Annotated in this window: 15 protein-coding genes and 1 pseudogene; 1 reads left to right on the top strand and 15 read right to left on the bottom strand. The window is 60.7% G+C overall.

The genetic code is table 11. From position 1 onward, the window contains the following. Nucleotides 1-114: 114 nt before the first annotated feature. The 9 genes from KSW38_RS20690 to KSW38_RS20650 all read right to left on the bottom strand — a co-directional run bounded on the left by KSW38_RS20690 (nucleotide 115) and on the right by KSW38_RS20650 (nucleotide 8,261). Complete coding sequence (locus KSW38_RS20690) at nucleotides 115-1,272, bottom strand: 3-deoxy-7-phosphoheptulonate synthase (RefSeq protein ID WP_254186761.1); 1,158 nt, start codon at nucleotides 1,270-1,272, stop codon at nucleotides 115-117. 219 nt (nucleotides 1,273-1,491) lie between these two features. Continuing rightward, nucleotides 1,492-2,499 carry an acetylxylan esterase gene (locus tag KSW38_RS20685; RefSeq protein ID WP_216926836.1) on the bottom strand — a complete coding sequence of 336 codons (1,008 nt, stop codon included), beginning with the start codon at nucleotides 2,497-2,499 and terminating at the stop codon, nucleotides 1,492-1,494. Between the two features lie 50 nt (nucleotides 2,500-2,549). Then, a complete protein-coding gene (locus KSW38_RS20680; protein WP_216926835.1) occupies nucleotides 2,550-3,227 on the bottom strand; it encodes a DUF1961 family protein in 678 nt (225 codons plus the stop codon). Then, on the bottom strand, nucleotides 3,224-3,895 hold the full coding sequence (locus KSW38_RS20675; protein ID WP_216926834.1) for a rhamnogalacturonan acetylesterase: 672 nt from the start codon (nucleotides 3,893-3,895) through the stop codon (nucleotides 3,224-3,226). The genes KSW38_RS20680 and KSW38_RS20675 overlap by 4 nt, the downstream gene beginning before the upstream one ends. A 23-nt stretch (nucleotides 3,896-3,918) precedes the next feature. After that, complete coding sequence (locus KSW38_RS20670) at nucleotides 3,919-4,791, bottom strand: carbohydrate ABC transporter permease (protein WP_216926833.1); 873 nt, start codon at nucleotides 4,789-4,791, stop codon at nucleotides 3,919-3,921. Then, nucleotides 4,791-5,765 carry an ABC transporter permease gene (locus KSW38_RS20665; RefSeq protein ID WP_216926832.1) on the bottom strand — a complete coding sequence of 325 codons (975 nt, stop codon included), beginning with the start codon at nucleotides 5,763-5,765 and terminating at the stop codon, nucleotides 4,791-4,793. The genes KSW38_RS20670 and KSW38_RS20665 overlap by 1 nt, the downstream gene beginning before the upstream one ends. Then, nucleotides 5,762-7,291: an extracellular solute-binding protein gene (locus KSW38_RS20660; RefSeq protein WP_216926831.1), complete on the bottom strand. Its 1,530-nt coding sequence runs from the start codon at nucleotides 7,289-7,291 to the stop codon at nucleotides 5,762-5,764. The genes KSW38_RS20665 and KSW38_RS20660 overlap by 4 nt, the downstream gene beginning before the upstream one ends. A 3-nt stretch (nucleotides 7,292-7,294) precedes the next feature. Further along, nucleotides 7,295-7,537, bottom strand: coding sequence for a hypothetical protein (locus KSW38_RS20655; RefSeq protein WP_216926830.1), 243 nt, complete (start codon nucleotides 7,535-7,537; stop codon nucleotides 7,295-7,297). Beyond that, a complete protein-coding gene (locus KSW38_RS20650; protein ID WP_216926829.1) occupies nucleotides 7,530-8,261 on the bottom strand; it encodes a YesL family protein in 732 nt (243 codons plus the stop codon). The genes KSW38_RS20655 and KSW38_RS20650 overlap by 8 nt, the downstream gene beginning before the upstream one ends. 354 nt (nucleotides 8,262-8,615) lie before the next feature. Here KSW38_RS20650 and KSW38_RS20645 point away from each other — a divergent pair, with 354 nt between their 5' ends. Further along, nucleotides 8,616-10,649 carry a DUF6807 family protein gene (locus KSW38_RS20645; RefSeq protein ID WP_216926828.1) on the top strand — a complete coding sequence of 678 codons (2,034 nt, stop codon included), beginning with the start codon at nucleotides 8,616-8,618 and terminating at the stop codon, nucleotides 10,647-10,649. A 22-nt stretch (nucleotides 10,650-10,671) separates the two neighbouring features. Here the strand turns inward: KSW38_RS20645 and KSW38_RS23900 are convergent. The 6 genes and pseudogenes from KSW38_RS23900 to KSW38_RS20610 all read right to left on the bottom strand — a co-directional run bounded on the left by KSW38_RS23900 (nucleotide 10,672) and on the right by KSW38_RS20610 (nucleotide 17,225). Continuing rightward, a pseudogene (locus KSW38_RS23900) lies at nucleotides 10,672-11,904 on the bottom strand (IS30 family transposase). A 67-nt stretch (nucleotides 11,905-11,971) separates the two neighbouring features. Beyond that, a complete protein-coding gene (locus KSW38_RS20630) occupies nucleotides 11,972-13,288 on the bottom strand; it encodes an MFS transporter (protein ID WP_428982416.1) in 1,317 nt (438 codons plus the stop codon). Nucleotides 13,289-13,328: 40 nt separating this feature from the next. Further along, nucleotides 13,329-13,997: a Poxvirus protein I5 gene (locus tag KSW38_RS20625; RefSeq protein WP_216926825.1), complete on the bottom strand. Its 669-nt coding sequence runs from the start codon at nucleotides 13,995-13,997 to the stop codon at nucleotides 13,329-13,331. 25 nt (nucleotides 13,998-14,022) lie between these two features. Beyond that, entirely contained in the window at nucleotides 14,023-14,940 is a 918-nt protein-coding gene (locus tag KSW38_RS20620) for a carbohydrate ABC transporter permease (protein ID WP_216926824.1), read from the bottom strand. Next, on the bottom strand, nucleotides 14,937-15,890 hold the full coding sequence (locus tag KSW38_RS20615; protein ID WP_216926823.1) for a carbohydrate ABC transporter permease: 954 nt from the start codon (nucleotides 15,888-15,890) through the stop codon (nucleotides 14,937-14,939). Before KSW38_RS20615 ends, KSW38_RS20620 begins: the two co-directional genes overlap by 4 nt. Before the next feature lie 48 nt (nucleotides 15,891-15,938). Continuing rightward, nucleotides 15,939-17,225: an ABC transporter substrate-binding protein gene (locus tag KSW38_RS20610; protein WP_216926822.1), complete on the bottom strand. Its 1,287-nt coding sequence runs from the start codon at nucleotides 17,223-17,225 to the stop codon at nucleotides 15,939-15,941. Between the last annotated feature and the right edge of the window lie 206 nt (nucleotides 17,226-17,431).

Genomic DNA, 17,431 nt, shown 5'->3' with positions numbered 1-17,431 from the left:
CCCAGTAGAACGGTGTGCCGATGCTGAGCCATCAAACAACCATGTGCTAGATACTCTAGAGGCTGAAGTGACCAATGTGAAAGCATTTCGGCTAAGTGGGACTCTACTCCGCGGCTACTCCCCCGAAACCAGCCGGCGCTTCCGAGCCGATGCAGCGAGCTGCTCCAGGACTGAAGCGGTGACATCCCATTCCATGCAGGCATCGGTCACGCTCTGGCCGTAGACGAGTTCCTGCTCACCAGCCAGCTGCTTGGCCACGTCGAGGTTCTGCGCCCCGCCTACCAGGAAGCTCTCCAGCATCACGCCGGCAACAGGAGAAGAGGTACCCGCCTCGAGTTGCGCGCCGATTTCCAAGGCAACCTCGGCCTGGCGGTGGTGGCTCTTGCCGCTGTTGGCGTGGCTGGCGTCCACGATCAAGCGTGGGTTCAGTCCCTTGGCGGCGAGCTTGGATGAGGCAGCGGCAACGTCTTCCTGCGAGTAGTTGGGGCCCTTGCGGCCGCCGCGCAGGATCACGTGGGTGTCCGGGTTGCCGGACGTGGCCACGAGAGCCGCGCGGCCGTCGTCGTCGATTCCCAGGAAGGCTTGCTCAGCGGCGGATGCGCCGCATGCGTCAATCGCCACCTGGAGGTCGCCGTCGGTTCCGTTCTTGAAGCCGATGGGCATGGACAGCCCGGAGGCGAGCTGCCGGTGGATCTGGCTTTCGGTGGTGCGGGCGCCGATGGCACCCCAGGAGACGAGGTCCGCCATGTACTGGGGGCTGATGGGCTCCAGGAATTCGGTGGCGGTGGGCAGGCCCAGCGCCGTGACCTGCTTGAGGAAGCCGCGGGCGGCGCGCAGGCCGGCAGCGATATCGTGGCTGCCGTCCAGGTGGGGATCGTTGATGAGGCCCTTCCAACCGACCGTGGTGCGCGGCTTCTCGAAGTAGGTCCGCATGACGATCAGCAGGTCTTCCTTGTGCTTCTCCGCCTGGCTGACCAGCCGGCGCGCGTATTCCAGACCGGCCTTGGGATCGTGGATGGAGCAAGGCCCGACGATTACCAGCAGGCGGTCGTCCACGCCGTCCATGATGGCCCGGACTTCATCCCGGCCACGGTCGACGACGGCAGCTGAGCGGGCGTCCAGCGGCAGCTCGGCGATGAGGTCCTGAGGGGCCGGAAGCGGCTCGAAGCGGGCCACCCGCAGGTTGGAGGTGGCGGGCTGGGAAGCTTTCCCGGCAGCGGGGAGTGCCTCGTTATCGAGTGTCTCGGTGGATTCTGCAGCGATGCTGGTCATTTCTGGGTCCTGTTCCGGATGCGGAGCGGGCCCCTTTTCAGAACCCGCCGGATATGGCGAAGGGCAGAGAATGATCTCTGCCCTGCTGGCTCTGAAGGAAAGTTGGATGCGTGTCAGTTAGACGCGGGCCCCTCCAGAGCCAACGAAAAATACGCATACCAACGGTTAGTCATAGCCACACCATAACCGCGGTTCGTCAAACCGGGCAAATTGGGTCCGTCATGATGACAAAAGTTTGCGGAGAAACTGGAGCTGCTTGATCCAGTGGTGTTCCTGGCCGCCCTCGTGGTTGTTGAAGCGGTATACCTCGATGTCCTTAGCGGGCGCACCTCCTGCAACACCGTAATTGTTGAAGCTTGCAAAGACCGTTGACGGCGGGCAAATATCGTCCATCTGCGCTGCCGAGAAGAGCGCAGGCACCGTAGCGGCCCGGCCGAGATGCACGCCATCGAAGTAGTTCAGCACGGCAAGCATGGGCTCGTACTTTTCGCGGTGCCGCCCCAGGAAACCTGCAATTTCGGGGTAGGGCCCGCGGGGCGCGATGTCGATCGCACGGGGAAAGTCCTGCAGGAAGGGGACGTCGGGCAGCGCGGCGATCACGCCGTCGAGCCTTCCGCCGGCCAGCCCAGCGGCCGCCACGGTAATGCCACCTCCTTGGCTGATCCCGGCCACCACCACTTTGGAGGGGTCGACGGCGGGATGGCTCTGCGCCGCTTCTACCGCGCGGAAGGCGTCCACGTAGACCCGGCGGTAGTAGTAATCGTCCTGGTGCCCCGAACCGCGCGTCATGAGCCCGGCATAGTTGACTTCACCAGCTGATGGGTGCGGATCCGGGGTGTCACCGGAGACGCCGCCGTAGCCCTGACCGCGGGTGTCCATGATGAAGTGGGCGTATCCAGCCTGCGCCCACCGGGTGTTCTGGTTGGCCAGCCCGCGTCCGCCGGAGTAGCCGATGTACTCCACGACGACAGGAATCTGCTGCCCTGCTTCCAGGTGTGAGGGAACGTGCAGCCAGCCCTTGATGCGATCTCCCCCGAAGCCGGAGAAGGTGACATCGAAGGTGTCGATCACGGCGAGATAGTTGTCGACGGGTTCGAAGACGGCGTCCAGCGGCAAGGCCCTGGCCTCGGCGATGGTGCGGTCCCAGAAGGCTTCGAAATCAGTAGGCGGAACTGCGCTGGAGGTGTAGTTACGGAGCTGCTCAAGGGGCAGGTCAAAGAGAGGCATGAGGACATCCTACGTCATAGGGTTGTGTCGCCGGTCACCAGGACGGGGAACTACAAGGGAGTAATGGACAGGTTTCGGTAAGCCGCCCGTAGAGGGGCCATTTGGCGGATTCCGAAGTAGCCGCCAGCCAAGGGTTCCTGACTCGCGTCTAGCCAATCGAACAGGGGCAATCCATTGATCGAGAAGGCAACACGGCGGCCATCTTTGATGACTTCCATCCTGTAAAAGCCGTCAGCGTCATCGGCTGGAGGAAGCGGGTCCGCTCCCTGCGCTACGAGTTCGAAGCCGGCACTTTTGCGCAGGTTGCACGTCCTGAAGGCCCGCTCCGTGGCGTATTTGTGGCGGAAGTAGGAGATGTGGAGGGCATCGATATCCCCTGAGTGGTACTGCGGGTAGTAACCGGTCCGCGGAGCGAGGGAAGCAGAGAACAGATCCTTGCCGTCGTGCCCCCGCGCGGAGAAGAACACCATGGCCAGGCCTGGTTCCTCAATCGGAAGGAACTCCCACCTGATCCGGACATGGTCCGGTGTCTCCTCAGGGCACCAGAGGGTCCAGTGCGCGTGGTCTCCATGTTCCTCCGCGTCGAGTGTACCGGAAAGGAGAAGCGCGCTGGTTCCGTCGCCGCCCAAGGCCGGCCCGCCGTCGTCGTACGTTCCATACTGGACCGGCCCTTCGGCGACCCAACCAGCGATATCAGAAGGACCCCGCAAGGGGTTGGAGTAGATCAAGCGCCCACTCCAGCTTTGAGGGCAGCGGCCAACCCGTAGCCGAGCGCTTCGAGCTGCTCCGCGACGTAACCCGCAATCCGGCGCGCACCCGTCTCGTGGAAATGCGTGTTGTCCTCAAGGCCCCCGGCCCAATGCGCATGCTCGCCGGGAGCGAAGTGGAAGAACAACTCCTTGGACCCCTCCTCCCCCAGCTCCTCGTACAGCGCACGGGTCCATTGGTTGAGGTCGAAGACGTCCAACCCCAGCTCCACGCCAAGTTCACGCACGACGGCGGGATAGTCACCCAGCGTCTCCAGCAGCGTTCCATCGAGGAAGTTCCGGCGCTCCACCGACGTGCAAAGAATGGGAACACCACCCTTGGAACGGACATCGGCCACCATCCGCTTCAGGTTGTCGGTGTAGCCCGTTCGCGCGGCGAGGTGCTCCCGCTTCTGGTCGTTGTGCCCGAACTGGACCAGCACGAGGTCGCCCTTAACGGTCTGGTCCAGCAGCTGATGCCAAAGGCCTTCATCGCGGAACGACTCCGTGGTGGCACCACCCTTCGCGTAATTGTGGACGGCAGCCCACCAATAGGTTTCGGAGGCGAGGTGGGCTCCCCAACCACTCATCGGGTATTCGTAACTCGGGCAGGCTGCCACGGTGGAGTCGCCCGCGAGGAGTATTTTCATGAGTTTCCTTTCATCAGGAGCTGCTACCCCTTAACCGAACCGATCAGCATTCCTTTGGCAAAGTGCTTCTGCAGGAAGGGGTAGAAGATGAGGATGGGCAAGGTTGCCACCACGATCACGGCGAACTTGATGCCTTGCTCGGGCGGGATGTATGACGGATCCACATTGCCGGTGCCAAGGAGATCCGATGCAGCGGTGACCTGACGCAGGTACATCTGAAGCGTCCACATGTTGTTGTCGCTGAGGTACAAAAGCGGGGACATGAAGTCGTTCCAAATACCCACAGCGTAGAAAAGCGCAAACGTGGCCAATACCGGCTTGGACAGCGGCAGCAGGATCCGCCAGAGGATTCCAATCTCCGTAGCTCCGTCCATCTTGGCTGATTCCTCGAGCTCGGCAGGGAGCTCCTGGAAGAAGTTCTTGATGATGATCAGGCTGAACGGGTTGATGGCCGCAGGCAGGATAAGAGCCCAGTAACTGTTCAGCAAGCCCAGGTCCTTGACCAGCAGGAACGTTGGAATCATGCCGCCTGAGAAGACCATGGCAAAAACCACCAGGGACAGGATCAGTTTCCGGCCACGAAGTCCACGTTTCGCCAGCGGGTAGGCCATGGTGACCGTGAGGACCAGTTGCACCAGCGTCCCAACCAGCGTGACCAGCACGGTGGTGATCAGGGCTTTGGTAAAGGACGGCGTGGAGAAGATGTACTCATACGCCCCCAGCGTGAATTGCTCGGGCCAAACGAAGAACGCCCGCCGGGTAATTTCCGCTTCGTTGGCGAAGGATCCTGCCAGGACGTAGACGAAAGGCAACAGTGTGATGATGCCGATCAGTGTCAGGAAGACGTAGTTGGCGGCATCGAAAATCCGACCGCCACGCGTGTTGTGAATCTTCATTAGAAAAGTCCGCTCTGGTTGAACCGCTTGGACAGCCAGTTGGTGCCGAAGATCAGTACTATGCCCACCAAAGACTTGAAAAGCCCGACGGCGGTGCTGTAGCTGTAGGCGCCTTGGGTGATGCCTACGAAGTACACGTAAGTATCGAAGACGTCGGCCACGCTGCGGTTGAGTGCGTTGGTCATGAGGTAGATCTGCTCAAAGCCTGTGTTGAGCATCTGCCCGATGGCCAGGATGAGCATCACGATGATGGTGGACCGAATGCCGGGCAAGGTGATGTGCCAGACGCGCCGGAACCTGCCGGCGCCGTCGATAATTGCGGCCTCGTACTGGTCTTGGTCCACGGTGGCCAGTGCCGCCAGGAAGATGATGGTTCCCCAACCGGTGTTCTTCCAGATCTCTTGAAGCACAATCAGCGGCCGGAACCAGTTCGGATCGGACAGGATGTCCACATTGGTGCCGAACAACCCGTTGACGAACTGGAACAACGGTCCGATGTCCAAGGCGAAGAGCAGGAAGCTCAGCGACGCCACGATGGTCCAGGACAGGAAGTGCGGGATGTAGACGAGTGTCTGGACGGTTCGCTTCAGCACCGAAAGCCGGACCTCGTTGAGCAGCAATGCCAGGACGATGGTCAGCGGAAAGGCGATCCCCAGGTTCAGGAACGCCAGGATCAATGTGTTCCCCAGCAACCGCGGAAAGTCCGGGTTGGCGAAGAAGTCGGTGAAGTTGGTTAGACCCACCCAAGGACTGCCGTTGACGCCCAGGAATGGAACGTAGTCCTTGAAGGCGATGGAAACACCGTACATGGGACCGTACCGGAACACTGCGAAGTACGCCACGCCGGGCAGGAGCAGTAGATACAACCATTTGTAATGCGCGAAGTGGACTGCAAAGCTGCGTCGCCGCGCCGGGGCGGGCGGCGTGCTTGCCGCCCGCTCCGGGGCCTTGGCTTCGACGACCGGGGCGGTCACTTCTTGGTGTCCTGCCACAGCTTGTTTATCTCTTCTTTGACCTTGTCACCGCCGCTGGTGTTCCACAGCTTGATGGCATCCTTTAAGCCCTGCTCGTCCAGCTGCCCAGCCAGGTACTTGATGCGGGCGTCGGCCACGATGTTGTCCAGCTGCGCGCCCTTGGCCACATACGTGGGCGAAACGAAGGCTGCGGCCGGGTTGTACACGGCACTCTTGAGGTCGTTCGCCATCACTGCAACGCGATCGTCAAAGACCTTCTGCTCGTACTCGGACGCCTGCTTCACTGGGTAGAAGTTGTTCCCCGTGACGTTGGTTCCGAGTTGTGCGTAGCTCTTGATGTCGGTGTTGACTACCTTGCCCTCCGGCGTTTCCGGCTTGATGGTGGCCGCCAGTCCTTCCTCAACCGTGAAGTTGACTCCCTCGATGCCGTTGTTCATCAGGACGGCAACTTCCTTGCTGTTGAGTTTGTCCAGGAATGTCAGGACGTTCTTCAGGTCGGCTTCGGTTTTGACGCTGGACTTGGGGATGGCAAGGAAGCCGGAGTAACCATCGGTCGGGTGGGCGTGCAGTTCACCGTCCGGGCCCTTCAGGCTGCCCACGAAGCCCACTTTGTTCTGGAAGTCGCTCGGGTTGGCCTGCTTGAAAAGGTTGATCAGCACGCTGACCCGGGAATCGACGTCGACAATAATGCCGCCCTTGCCGTTGAAGAAGGGCTCATTCCATTTGGTGGGATCGAAGGTAGCGAAGTCGGGGTTGATGAGTTTCTCGTCCACCATCTTCTTGATGAAGCGATCAGCCTGCAGGAATTCCTCGGTTTCGAAGCTCGGCACCAGCTTGCCATCCCGCTCGGTCCAGCGGTTTCCGGCGCCGAACCAGGTCTCGATCATGTCGTAGGGGCTGTTGGTGCCCAGTGCGCCCCACTTGGGAATCGTGATGCCGTAGGTATCGTTCTGGCCGTTGCCATCCGGATCCTGTTCGGTGAATGCCTTGGCCACCTTGTACAGGTCTTCTGTGGTCTGCGGCGCTTTCAGGCCCAACTTGTCCAGCCAATCCTGGCGGAACATCACGGCGGCGCGGATCGGATTACGAGCCCGGAAAACCCCGTAAACCTTGCCGTTGACGCTGGCGTTTTGCTGGACTTCGGGGAACGTCGTCTTGAGGTTCGGGTAGTCCTTGAGTTTGTCGGTGAGGTCCCAGAACGCCCCGGCTTCGGCGTTCTTCACGAAGCCCGGAGACTTGCCCTGCACCACCAGGACGTGCGGGATGTCGGAGGAAGCCAAGGTGATGTTCATCTTGTCCTCGTAGGAGGCGTTGGGCGCCCAGGAGATGTTGATGTCCTTGCCTGTGAGCTCTTCAAGCTTCTTCTGCACAGCGCCGTCCGGGGTTGGCGGCTGCGCTTCCAGGAAGGGCGCCATGATCTTGACGGATGAGAGGTCCGACGCCGGCGGTTCGCCACCGCAGGCGGTCAGGGCCAAGGCGGCAGAGACGACGACGGCGGCCGCCAGGGTTGGTTTTCTACGGATCATTTCCTACTCCACTTCTTCGGGGTTGTTGTCGATTGACGATTCCGGGGCCACGCCGGGGAAGCGTTTCAGGCTCCACAGGTGACGGCCGTTCGCATCTTGATACGTTTCATTAATGGTCACGCCAGGAGAATCTGCGCCCGGCTCGGGGCCTCCTTGGACAAGTTCGGCATGCCCTTGGATATCAAGGGATCGATGGAGGACACGGCCCGCGCCTGCGGGCGGACCTTGGCGACTGGCCTCAAACAAGACTGGTCTCCTTGTCAGTGGAAGGGGCGGTCAGGGGGCTGGCTGCCGTGATGGTCGCTTGATCGCCAGAGACGAGGACAACTGCTGCCGCAGGGTCCGTTTCCTTGGCAGCCATGGAGTCGTCATTGGCGGCAAAGAACCGGTCACACAACCAGCCGGTGAGATAGAGCCAAGCACCAACAGCGAAGAACGGCACAAGGCCGGGAAGTGAGCGGCAGGCGAATACGGCGGCCGCCGTTACGAACAGGAGTATGACGGTCCCCGCGAGGTGGCGCATGGCAAACCGGGACGACATCACAAAGTACTGGGGAAGCGTGAGTTCATATCTGGCAAACATCGGAAAGAGGTAGCACAACGTTCCGGCCGCAAAGAGGACAGCCAGGAGGATCGCGGCCGATGCCACTTGCGAACCCAGATCCCAGCCAGCAGAAAAATAGCCCCAGTTCAGGGCCAAGGCCGCTGCAACTACCAAGACCGGAACGCCGAGGGCATTGCCCTTCGCAAAGTTCTTGAAGTACTCCTTGGCATAGCGGCGCATCAAAGGCGTGGCGCTTCCCTGCACCTTCTCACGAACCAGGATGTGGGCAGCTGCGGTGCTAGGTCCTATACCCAGCACCACGCCACCCAGCAGCGTGAAGACGATCCAGAGCATATTCAGGCAGGCGATCCACAGGAGTGTGTCGAAGAACGTGTAGGCCCGAAAGCCAAATCCCCCAGAAGTCATGGCGCTCCCTTTCTCCATCGTTGCAGAACTCACCCAAATATCTGGCGGCGGCGATCACCTTGCAATCTCGCCTCGGTCACCGATCCCAGCCAATCGGGACTTGACCGGGTGCGCCACATCACAAGTAAACGGTTTCACCGCAATCTAGACTGACCGGCCACGTCCGGTCAAGGTTTGATTTGAATCGTTACATTCAAGGAAGGATCGCGCTACACTTGCAGAACCAGCTATTGGAAAGCGCTTGCCGAGTGTACCTTGCGGGAGATAGCCTGAAGCGCCGGGCCTCTTGAGAAACGCCTTATCGAGCACGCCTTGAGGTAGTCGCCAGCAGTTGCCAGCCAGCAGAGGAGAATCATGGAAACCACTTCGGCCGGGTCGGCGAAAAGTCCCGGCACCCTCAGGGCTGCACCGGCAAGGATCGCCCTGGTAGGGGTTCATGGCTTCGGCGCCCATCACCTTCAGAACCTGGAAAGGCTCAGTTCGGAGGGCGTGGTGGATCTAGTTGCAGTCGCAGACCCGAATCCCCCGGCCCCAGGCACGTTGCCGCCTTCCACGGCCGTCCACTCCGATCTGGATGAGCTGCTTGGAGGAGGCCATCAGCCGGACGTGATCATTGTGGCAACTCCGATCCAGACACACGCCCCCTTGGCTCTTTCCGTGCTGGCTTCCTCCGCAGATCTTTATCTCGAAAAGCCTCCGGTCGCTTCCATGAGCGACTTCATCCGGCTCCAGGAGGCAGCGGCAACAGCTGGCCGGAGCGTCCAGATCGGGTTCCAAAGCCTGGGCTCCCATGCACTCACCGCGCTGGAAAAACTGGCCAGCGGGGAGCCTTCGGCAGAACTCCCAGGCATTGGGACGCTCAAAGGCATTACGGCCACAGGGCGCTGGGTCCGGGACCGCGCATATTACAAACGCTCGAGGTGGGCCGGAAGGCGCAGCCTCGGCGGAGTTGACGTAGTGGATGGCGTCGCCACCAATCCCTTGGCCCACGCGATAGCCACTGCCCTCCATATCGCCGGAGCCCGGACAGCAAAAGACCTCGCCACCGTGGAGACGGATCTCTACCGGGCCAACGACATCGAGGCGGACGATACCTCGGTGATTCGCATGCGGACGGTGGACGGGCTGCCCATCACGTGCGCCCTGACGCTGTGCGCCACCGAGTCAGTGGAACCCTACGTCACGCTGCATGGGACCGAAGGAACGGCCGTGTTCCACTACACCGAAGACCGCGTGACAGTCCGCACCGAAGCGGGCGAAATGGCGCACACGTTCGGACGTGAAGACCTCACCGAAAACCTGCTCCACCATTTGTCCCACGGCACTGCGCTGCTGAGCCCCTTGGATGAAAGCGGTGCTTTCATGCGCGTCCTTGAGGCCATCCGCACCGCTGAGGCACCGGCACTCATTCCTCCGCAATACGTGGAATGGGTAGGCGTAGGCGAACAAGCGCATGCCGTGATTCATGGGATAGAAGAAATCCTGGAGCGGGCAGCCCGCGCTCATGCAACCTTCTCCGAGCTCGGGCTTCCCTGGGCGCGGAAGGACGCTACCGCTGAGCCCCTCTTCGGCGCACGTAGCGACTCTCCCTCTGCAGTCTTCCGCGCTGGCGACGCCTTGGAACCAGAGCTTTCGCCGCGTCCCTATCTCCACCCTGTTACGACGCCATCAGGGATCGTAGTGACCGAACATATGCCTGTGGATCACGTATGGCATCTCGGTGCCGGGTTCGCCCTTCAGGATGTCAACGGAAGCAACTTCTGGGGTGGTCGAAGCTATCGGCGCGCCGCTGGCAAATATATGGATCTGCGGGACCACGGCCGCATCAAGGTCAATGGCGTACGTCGCGAGGAAGACAAAACCACGCTTGACCTCCACTGGCTCGCGGCCGACGGCCCCCTCCTCCTCGAAGAGCAACGGAGCTACCAGCGAACGCTTCTGGACTCCAACACCTGGCGACTCGATATCCAGACGCAATTCACCGCCGTCGTGGATGTCTCACTGGGCAGTCCTGGTTCGCATGGTGCCGCGGGCAGTGGTTATGGCGGCTTCTTCTGGCGCCTCCCCACCAACGATTCCCCACGCGTCTTCTCCGCCACTGCGGAAGGTGAAGCTGCGGTGCATGGTTCGGTTGCTCCCTGGCTTGCGTGGAGTGGAGAGTTCGACGGCGGCCCGGCCACTTTGGTGTTTGCCGCACCTGCCGAATCGGCGGACCCATGGTTTGTTCGCTGCAGTGAGTACCCTGCCGTGGGTTCGGCCCTGGCGTGGGATACCGCGGTGGAACTTGCTGCCGGTACGTCACTCACGCGTACAAACACGGTCTGGATCAGTGACGGAACCCTGGGCGTGGAGGCTATTGAGGAGTTGGTCCGCCGAGATGGCATTTGATGGCAATGTTTCCCGGGCGGTTTCAACTGGCTAGTGCAACACCATCGATTAGTTTGGCCAGTCTTTCAGATGGGGTGTCCCATTGGAGTGTTTGTCGTGGTCGGATGTTGAGCAGGTGCTGTGTGTGGGCGAGTTCTTCGTCGCTGACTTGATTGAAGTTCGTCCCTTTGGGATGGATGTCGCGGACTAGTCCGTTGGTGTTCTCGTTCGTTCCCCGCTGCCAGGGTGAGTGCGGGTCGCAGAAGAATAGCTGGCAGCCGGTCACGACAGTGAAGGTGGCATGTTGGGCCATTTCTGTTCCCTGGTCACAGGTGATCGTTTTCAGCATCGCCTGGGGCAGGGTGTGGATCATTTTCTGCATGACCTCGATGACCGTGGCACTGTCTCGGACTCCCGGCAGCCGGCCCAGCAAAGTGAATCGGGAGGACCGCTCGACCAAGGTGACGATCCCGGAATTGCCTGGACCCACGACCAAATCCCCTTCCCAATGCCCTGGCACGGCACGGTCATCGACTTCGGCGGGCCGGTCGCTCAGCCGGGCACCTTCGAGCCAGGGCCGCGTGTTCCTGGCGGGCAACTTGGACTGGGGCTTACGGCCCGTCCGGCCGGAGCGCAGGGCCTTCTCCACGGTAAGTTCGTGCCGCAGCGCACCTTTGCCTTGAACCTAGAGGGCCTGGTAGATGGTTTCGTGGGACACGTGCATCTCCGGCCGCTCGGGGAACTTTTTCCTAAGATCTGCAGCGCTTTGTTGGGGTGAAAAACGCTGGTTCAAGCGTGCCACGACCTCGTTCCACACCGCCGTTCCCGCAGAGAGCTTTGCGGTACTGGTGCGGGTCCGGCGCGTGAGTGCCCGGTGTTGGGCTACTTTGGCGTCGTAATGATACTTACCCCAGTGCTCGATACTGTGTCGACGGATTTCCCGGGACACCGTTGATGGATGCACACCCAAGGCCCTGGCGATCCGCCGCACAGAACACGGTTCGGGTAAATCCAGAGAGGCTTTGATATATGCCCGGTCCTCCAAAGTCAGCCGCCGGTAACTCCGCTCTTCACTCCGCGAAAGAGCATCCGGAGCAGTTGGACGAAGCAGGCCACCACCCGGGCCGGACACAAGTTCCATGCCCGCTAGTTTCGCCCATCGAGACACAACCTGCCTGGACATCCCTATGCCCGCAGCAACCTCAAGGGTGGACTCACCGTCCAGCAATCGACGATAAGCACGCCCACGAACCGACCACGACACCTTCTTCGCCAAAACACCCTCCACAAACACCTACAGGGTGTTGCACTGGCCACCTGAAGACGCCCCGTCTCAACTGTCATCAAATGCCATCTCGCGCAGCAACGCGCTGGCGCCACAGGATCGCACCTACCACTGCCGCTGACACCATACCCAGAGCTCCCGTCACCACAAGGCCCGCCCGGACGCCGAATTCTTCCGTGAGCCAGCCGGCGAGCAAGCCTCCCAGGGCGTGCCCACCCAAGAGAAGTGGAAAGTAAAGGGCCAAGACCCTGCCCCTCACGCTTGCACCGGCTTCGAGTTGGACGCTGGTGGCTGCACTGGTAAGGAACATGAGCGTCATGAAGCCAACCACAATGAGCATCACCACGAATGACTCCTGCGTGGGCATCAGAGCAGCGAGTAACTGGGCCAGGCCAAAGAGCCCGGCGCTGGCAACAATGCCCTTGCGCCCAAAGCGCTTGATACGGCTGGCCACCAACGCGCCCACCAAGGCTCCCAAGGCGCTGACCATGTTGAAGAGCCCAAATCCGGCGGGACCGCTGTGCCACACACGGTCAGCGAATGCTGCGAGGACCACGGGACCGTTCATCCCGAATGCTCCCAAGAGGCCGGCCAACAGCATGATGAGAAGAAGCTGCGGCCTGGCACTCACATACTTGAAGCCGGCCAGGATTTGTCCACGCTTACCCCGGGGTGGGCCGTCGGGGTCGTGTGCGTGATGAAGCTCAGCTGGCCGGATAAGAGCGATCATCACCAAAACGGCCAGCCCGATCCCCGCGTTCGTCGCAAACGCAGCGGCTGGGCCAGCTTGGGCAATGACGACGCCGGCCAAGGCGGGACCGAGCATGGCACCCAGCTGACCTATCGCACTGTTGAGGCCAATCGCCGCCGGTAGTCCGGCATCACCTACCACCTCATTGACGAAGACTTGCCGGGCGGGCCCATCAATGGAGCTGGTAATTCCTAAAGCAATGCAGGAGCCATAGACAACCCACACGTCCGTGCCGCCCATGGCATTCCAAGCAGCTAGTCCAGCGGCCAGCAGTGCAGCTACGGACTGGCACACCATGAGGATTCGGCGCTTCGGAAAGAGATCTACCAGCACACCACTGATGGGACCAACCACCAGCATGGGCAGGAATTGAAGTGCCACAGCCAATCCCACCGCAGCCGGGCTTCCAGTGAGCTGCAGGACAAGCCAGTCCTGGGCGAGTCGTTGCATCCACACACCGCCGCTGCCGACCAGCGAAAGCGCCACGAAGATCCGGTAATTGTGGTGGCGGAGTGGGTAGTGCCACGCTTCGGCGGAGCGGGGCCTTGGTGAGGCGGCGTCTTTGCCGGCGGAGTTCGAGGTCTTGTCAGAGGGACGGCGCGGTGGCAACGGACGCGGTGACACGGGGTGGTCAGCTCGATTCAGCAGGTTGTCGGATGCACTCTCAGATTTGGGTGCGGCTGGCGGCCCTGATCTTGACGGCAGCCGCGGCAAGGATCAGCATGCCGGGAACAATGACGAAGAGTGCCTGCAGCATCCACACAAAAACGACTGCCACGAAAACCGCGGCGAGGAGCAACAGCGAACCGCTCCCATCACGGAACGAATCAGTTTTGGCTTGGGAGTAGGCAAGCCGCCACCGCTGCTGTGGGCCGGGAAGATCCGTGGACTTGCCGCCGGCGTCCCCCGCCCAGATCACTCCGCCGCTCCAGTTGCCGGCGATCCTGAGCAGGAGCACGGCGGCTGCGGCCGCCAGAATCAAGGTCGCGGGCAGGATCAGTGCCCGCCCGGGCAGTTGCCCCACCAGTGCGAGCAACAGGTTAAGGACAATCACGACGGCGGCTGCCGCCGTCGTGATTCCGATCTTCCAACTGCCGGGAAGTGCACGGCGGAAGTTGCCCCAAAGGCTCCGAAGGGAGTCATCCCTGCCACTGAGGTGCCGTTCAAGATGCGCGACGCCGGCAGCATAGGCGGCCGGCGCCGTCACCAACGGGACGGATAGGAGGAGCACAATGACTCCCGCGAGGATGGTCTCGGAGAACAGAGCAAATCGGTTGACCGAGATGGCCGGCTTCTCCGAGGAGGACTTTCCTGTTGTGTCCATGACGCTCATTCTGTTCTTCAGCCTTCCGTGTCCGTCAGCCCTTGAGGCCCTGTGTTGAAACGCCTTCTACGATGTAGCGCTGGAAAACCAGGAAGAAGACCAACACGGGCAGGAGCGCAAGAACGGACATTGCGATCATCGCTCCATAATCCGAGCTCTGGGTCTGGTCCACGAAGAGCCGCAAAGCCAGTGGCAGTGGGTATTTTTCGGGGGTGTTCAGGTAGAGCAGCGGGCCCAGGAAGTCGTTCCAGCTCCAGATGAAGGAGAAGATCGACGTCGAGATCAATGCAGGCTTCATGAGCGGCAGCATGATCGAGCCGAAGATGCGGACGTGTCCGGCGCCGTCGATGCGGGCGGCCTCGTCCAGTTCTGCCGGAAGGTTGCGCATGAACTGGACCATCAGGAAGACGAAGAACGCGTCGGCGGCCAGGAACTTACCGATCAACAGGGGCACATAGGTGTCTACCAGGCCAAGCTGCTGGAACACGATGTACTGCGGGATGATCACCACGTGGAACGGGAGCAGCAAGGTGGCAATCATCATGCCGAAGAAGATTCCGCGGCCAGGGAAGTTGATGCGGGCAAAAGCGTACGCTGAGACACTCGCTGAAAGGATGGTGCCGACTACTGCGCCGACGGCCAGAATCAGGGAGTTGGTGAAGAACGTCAGGGTGGACACCCCGCCGATGCCGTCCATGGCCGTGACGAAGTTGTCGAAGCTGAAGTTGTTGGACCATAGCTGGGTGGTGGAACCACCGATTTCGGAGTTCGGTTTGAAGGACGAGGCCACCATCCACAGAGCCGGGTAGAGGACTACCCCTACGAGCGCCAAGGCAACGATGTGGAAGATGATGCTTTTGATGCGCTTGGCTGTGCCCGACTCGGACTTCGGGTTGTACACCGGGGCTGGAGTGGCGGGCGTGGACTGGGTAGGGGTTGCCATTGTTGTCATTTTGAATCACCGCTGTAGTGGACCCAGGACTTGGAGGTCTTGAAGAAGATCAGCGTGATGATGCCGACCACGATCACCAGGAGCCAGGCCATGGCCGAGGCGTAGCCCATCCGGAAGTCGCTGAAACCGCGCAAGTACAGGTAGAGGGTGTAGAAGAGGGTGGAGCCTGCTGGGCCGCCTTCACCATTGGAGATGATGTACGCAGAGGCGAAGATCTGGAACGCGTGGATGGTTTCCATCAGCAGGTTGAAGAAAATCACCGGGGAAAGCATGGGCCAGGTGATGTTGAAGAACTTACGGACCGGACCGGCGCCGTCCATCGAGGCTGCCTCGTAGAGATCGGCAGGAATCTGCTTGAGCCCGGCCAGGAAAATCACCATCGGAGCGCCGAACTGCCAGACCGTCAGAAGGATCATCATGGGCATCGTCATGGATGGATTGCCCACCCAACCGCCGAGGTTGATCCCGAAGAAGGACAGGCCCTCATCCACGGGACCGGAATCGCCGAACATCGCCTTCCAGACAATGGCGATGGAAACACTGGCACCGATCAGGGAGGGAGCGTAGAACGCAGAACGGTAGAACCCCTGTCCCTTTCGCTTGCTGTTCAGCAGCATGGCGATCGCCAGGGCCGCAGCGAGCTTCAAAGGGGTACCGAACACTACATAGCTGAGGGTTACTCCCACGGACTGCAGGAAACGTTCGTCTTGGAAGAGCGTGGCGTAGTTGTCCAGGCCTATCCACTTGGGGGGATCGAAGAGGTTGTAGTTGGTAAAGGAGAGGTACAGCGAGGAAATCATCGGACCCACGGTCAGGGCAATGAATCCGAGCAGCCAAGGAAGCAGGAAGGTGTAGCCGGCGCGGGCGTCCGCCCCTCGCCGCCGCGATGTGCGCTGCTGCAAGGGAGCGGTCGACTGGGAGCGCCTGCTCAGGGTTGGGCTTTGAGTCACGAGATCAGTCCGTCGGTTGGAAAGCCTGGGCCAGACACGAATGTCTGATCAGGCATTCTGCTTGATAAGGTCTTCGGCTTCCTTGAACCAGGCATCTGCAGCACCGTCGATGGTGAGTTTGCCGTAGTTAAGGTCCGAGCTGACGCGCTTGAATGAGGATTCAAGCGTGCCGAAACCGACGATGGGCGGCTCCGGAGCATCCTTGAGGTACTTCTCGATCGACTTTTCGTAGTCCACCACCAGCTTGTCTGTGCCTTCAAAGGTGGTTCCGTCGCGCTGGGTCTTGGACGCAGGAACACCACGGGAGGTCTTGAAGATCTGGCCTACCTCGGGATCGTTAACCATGAAGTCGATGAAACGGGCAGCAGCATCCTTGTATTTGGTCTTGGCGCTGGCCACCATCAGCATGGACGGCTTGAGGAAGAGTCCCAAGTTGTCGGAGTTATCGGAGGGAACCGGCACAAGCTTGAGTTCCTTGGCACCACTATCGCCGAGGTAACCGGCCATGAAGTTGTCCCACGTGACTTCCGTGGCAGTGACGTTTGAGCCGAACGGGGACTTCGGCAGCAGCTGCGTCGTCTTGTCTTCGCCAACGATCGCCGGGGTTCCCCGAAGCTGGGCGGTGGTGTTCCACCACTTCTTGAGGTCGTCCTTGGAGAACCCGAGCTTGCCTTCGTCCGTAAAGGCTTGAATGTTGTTCTGGCGCAGCCAGATGTTGAACATCCACCAGACACCGGTGTAGTCCGTGCCGCCGAACAACGTTCCGTTGCCCTTCTGCCCCACCTCGGCAAGGAAAGAGTTGAACTCCTTGTAGTTCCACGTTCCGTCAGGCTCGGCGATGCCCATGGCCTTGAGCTTGGCGGGATCGTAGTAGACAGCGAACGCATTGGTGCTGGTGGGGATACCGTAAGTTTTTCCACGGATCTGGCCCGAAGGCAGGAGTGACTTGTCGAAGGCATCCGTGTTGATCTTTACCGTGCCCAGGTCCAGTAGTTGGTTCCGCTGACCATAGTCGCGTAGGTAGGACAGGTCCCACTGCATAACGTCCGGCAGGCCACCACCGGCAGCTTCCGTGGCGCGCTTCTGCCAGTACCCAGCGAAGTCCGTGAAGTTGCCGTTGACCTTGACATCCGGATTCTTGGACTCAAAAAGTGCAATCGCCTTGCGTGTGCGTTCGGCGCGGTCGTCGTTGCCCCACCAGGTGTACGTGATGGTCACGGGATTCTCGGCAGAACCCGTCTTGCTGGACGATGAAGACTGGCCGCAGGCGGACAGGAACGCCGCAGATGCAGTGCCAAGGGCCACCGTGGTGAGGAAATTCCTTCTGTTGATCATGAGAGCCTCCTTGCTCAGTTGGTGCAAGCCTGTTCGGTTCTCCCACAGGGAGAGTGACCTCGCTTACACTCGTTCTGAATCGATACAATATCCTCAATCGGGAATCTGGGCAAGCGTTTTCCAAGATCCTCGCCTAACCTGATAGCAGCCAAGCTCCACAGTTATCCCGCACTGCCGAACCTGACCAAGGAGTCCCTTTGCCCTCC

Origin of the sequence: Paenarthrobacter aromaticivorans (assembly GCF_019038615.1) — a bacterium.
Classification (GTDB): Bacteria; Actinomycetota; Actinomycetes; order Actinomycetales; family Micrococcaceae; genus Arthrobacter; species Arthrobacter aromaticivorans.
Note: the sequence above shows the minus strand (reverse complement) of the source record. Positions and strands in the feature narration are given on the sequence as shown.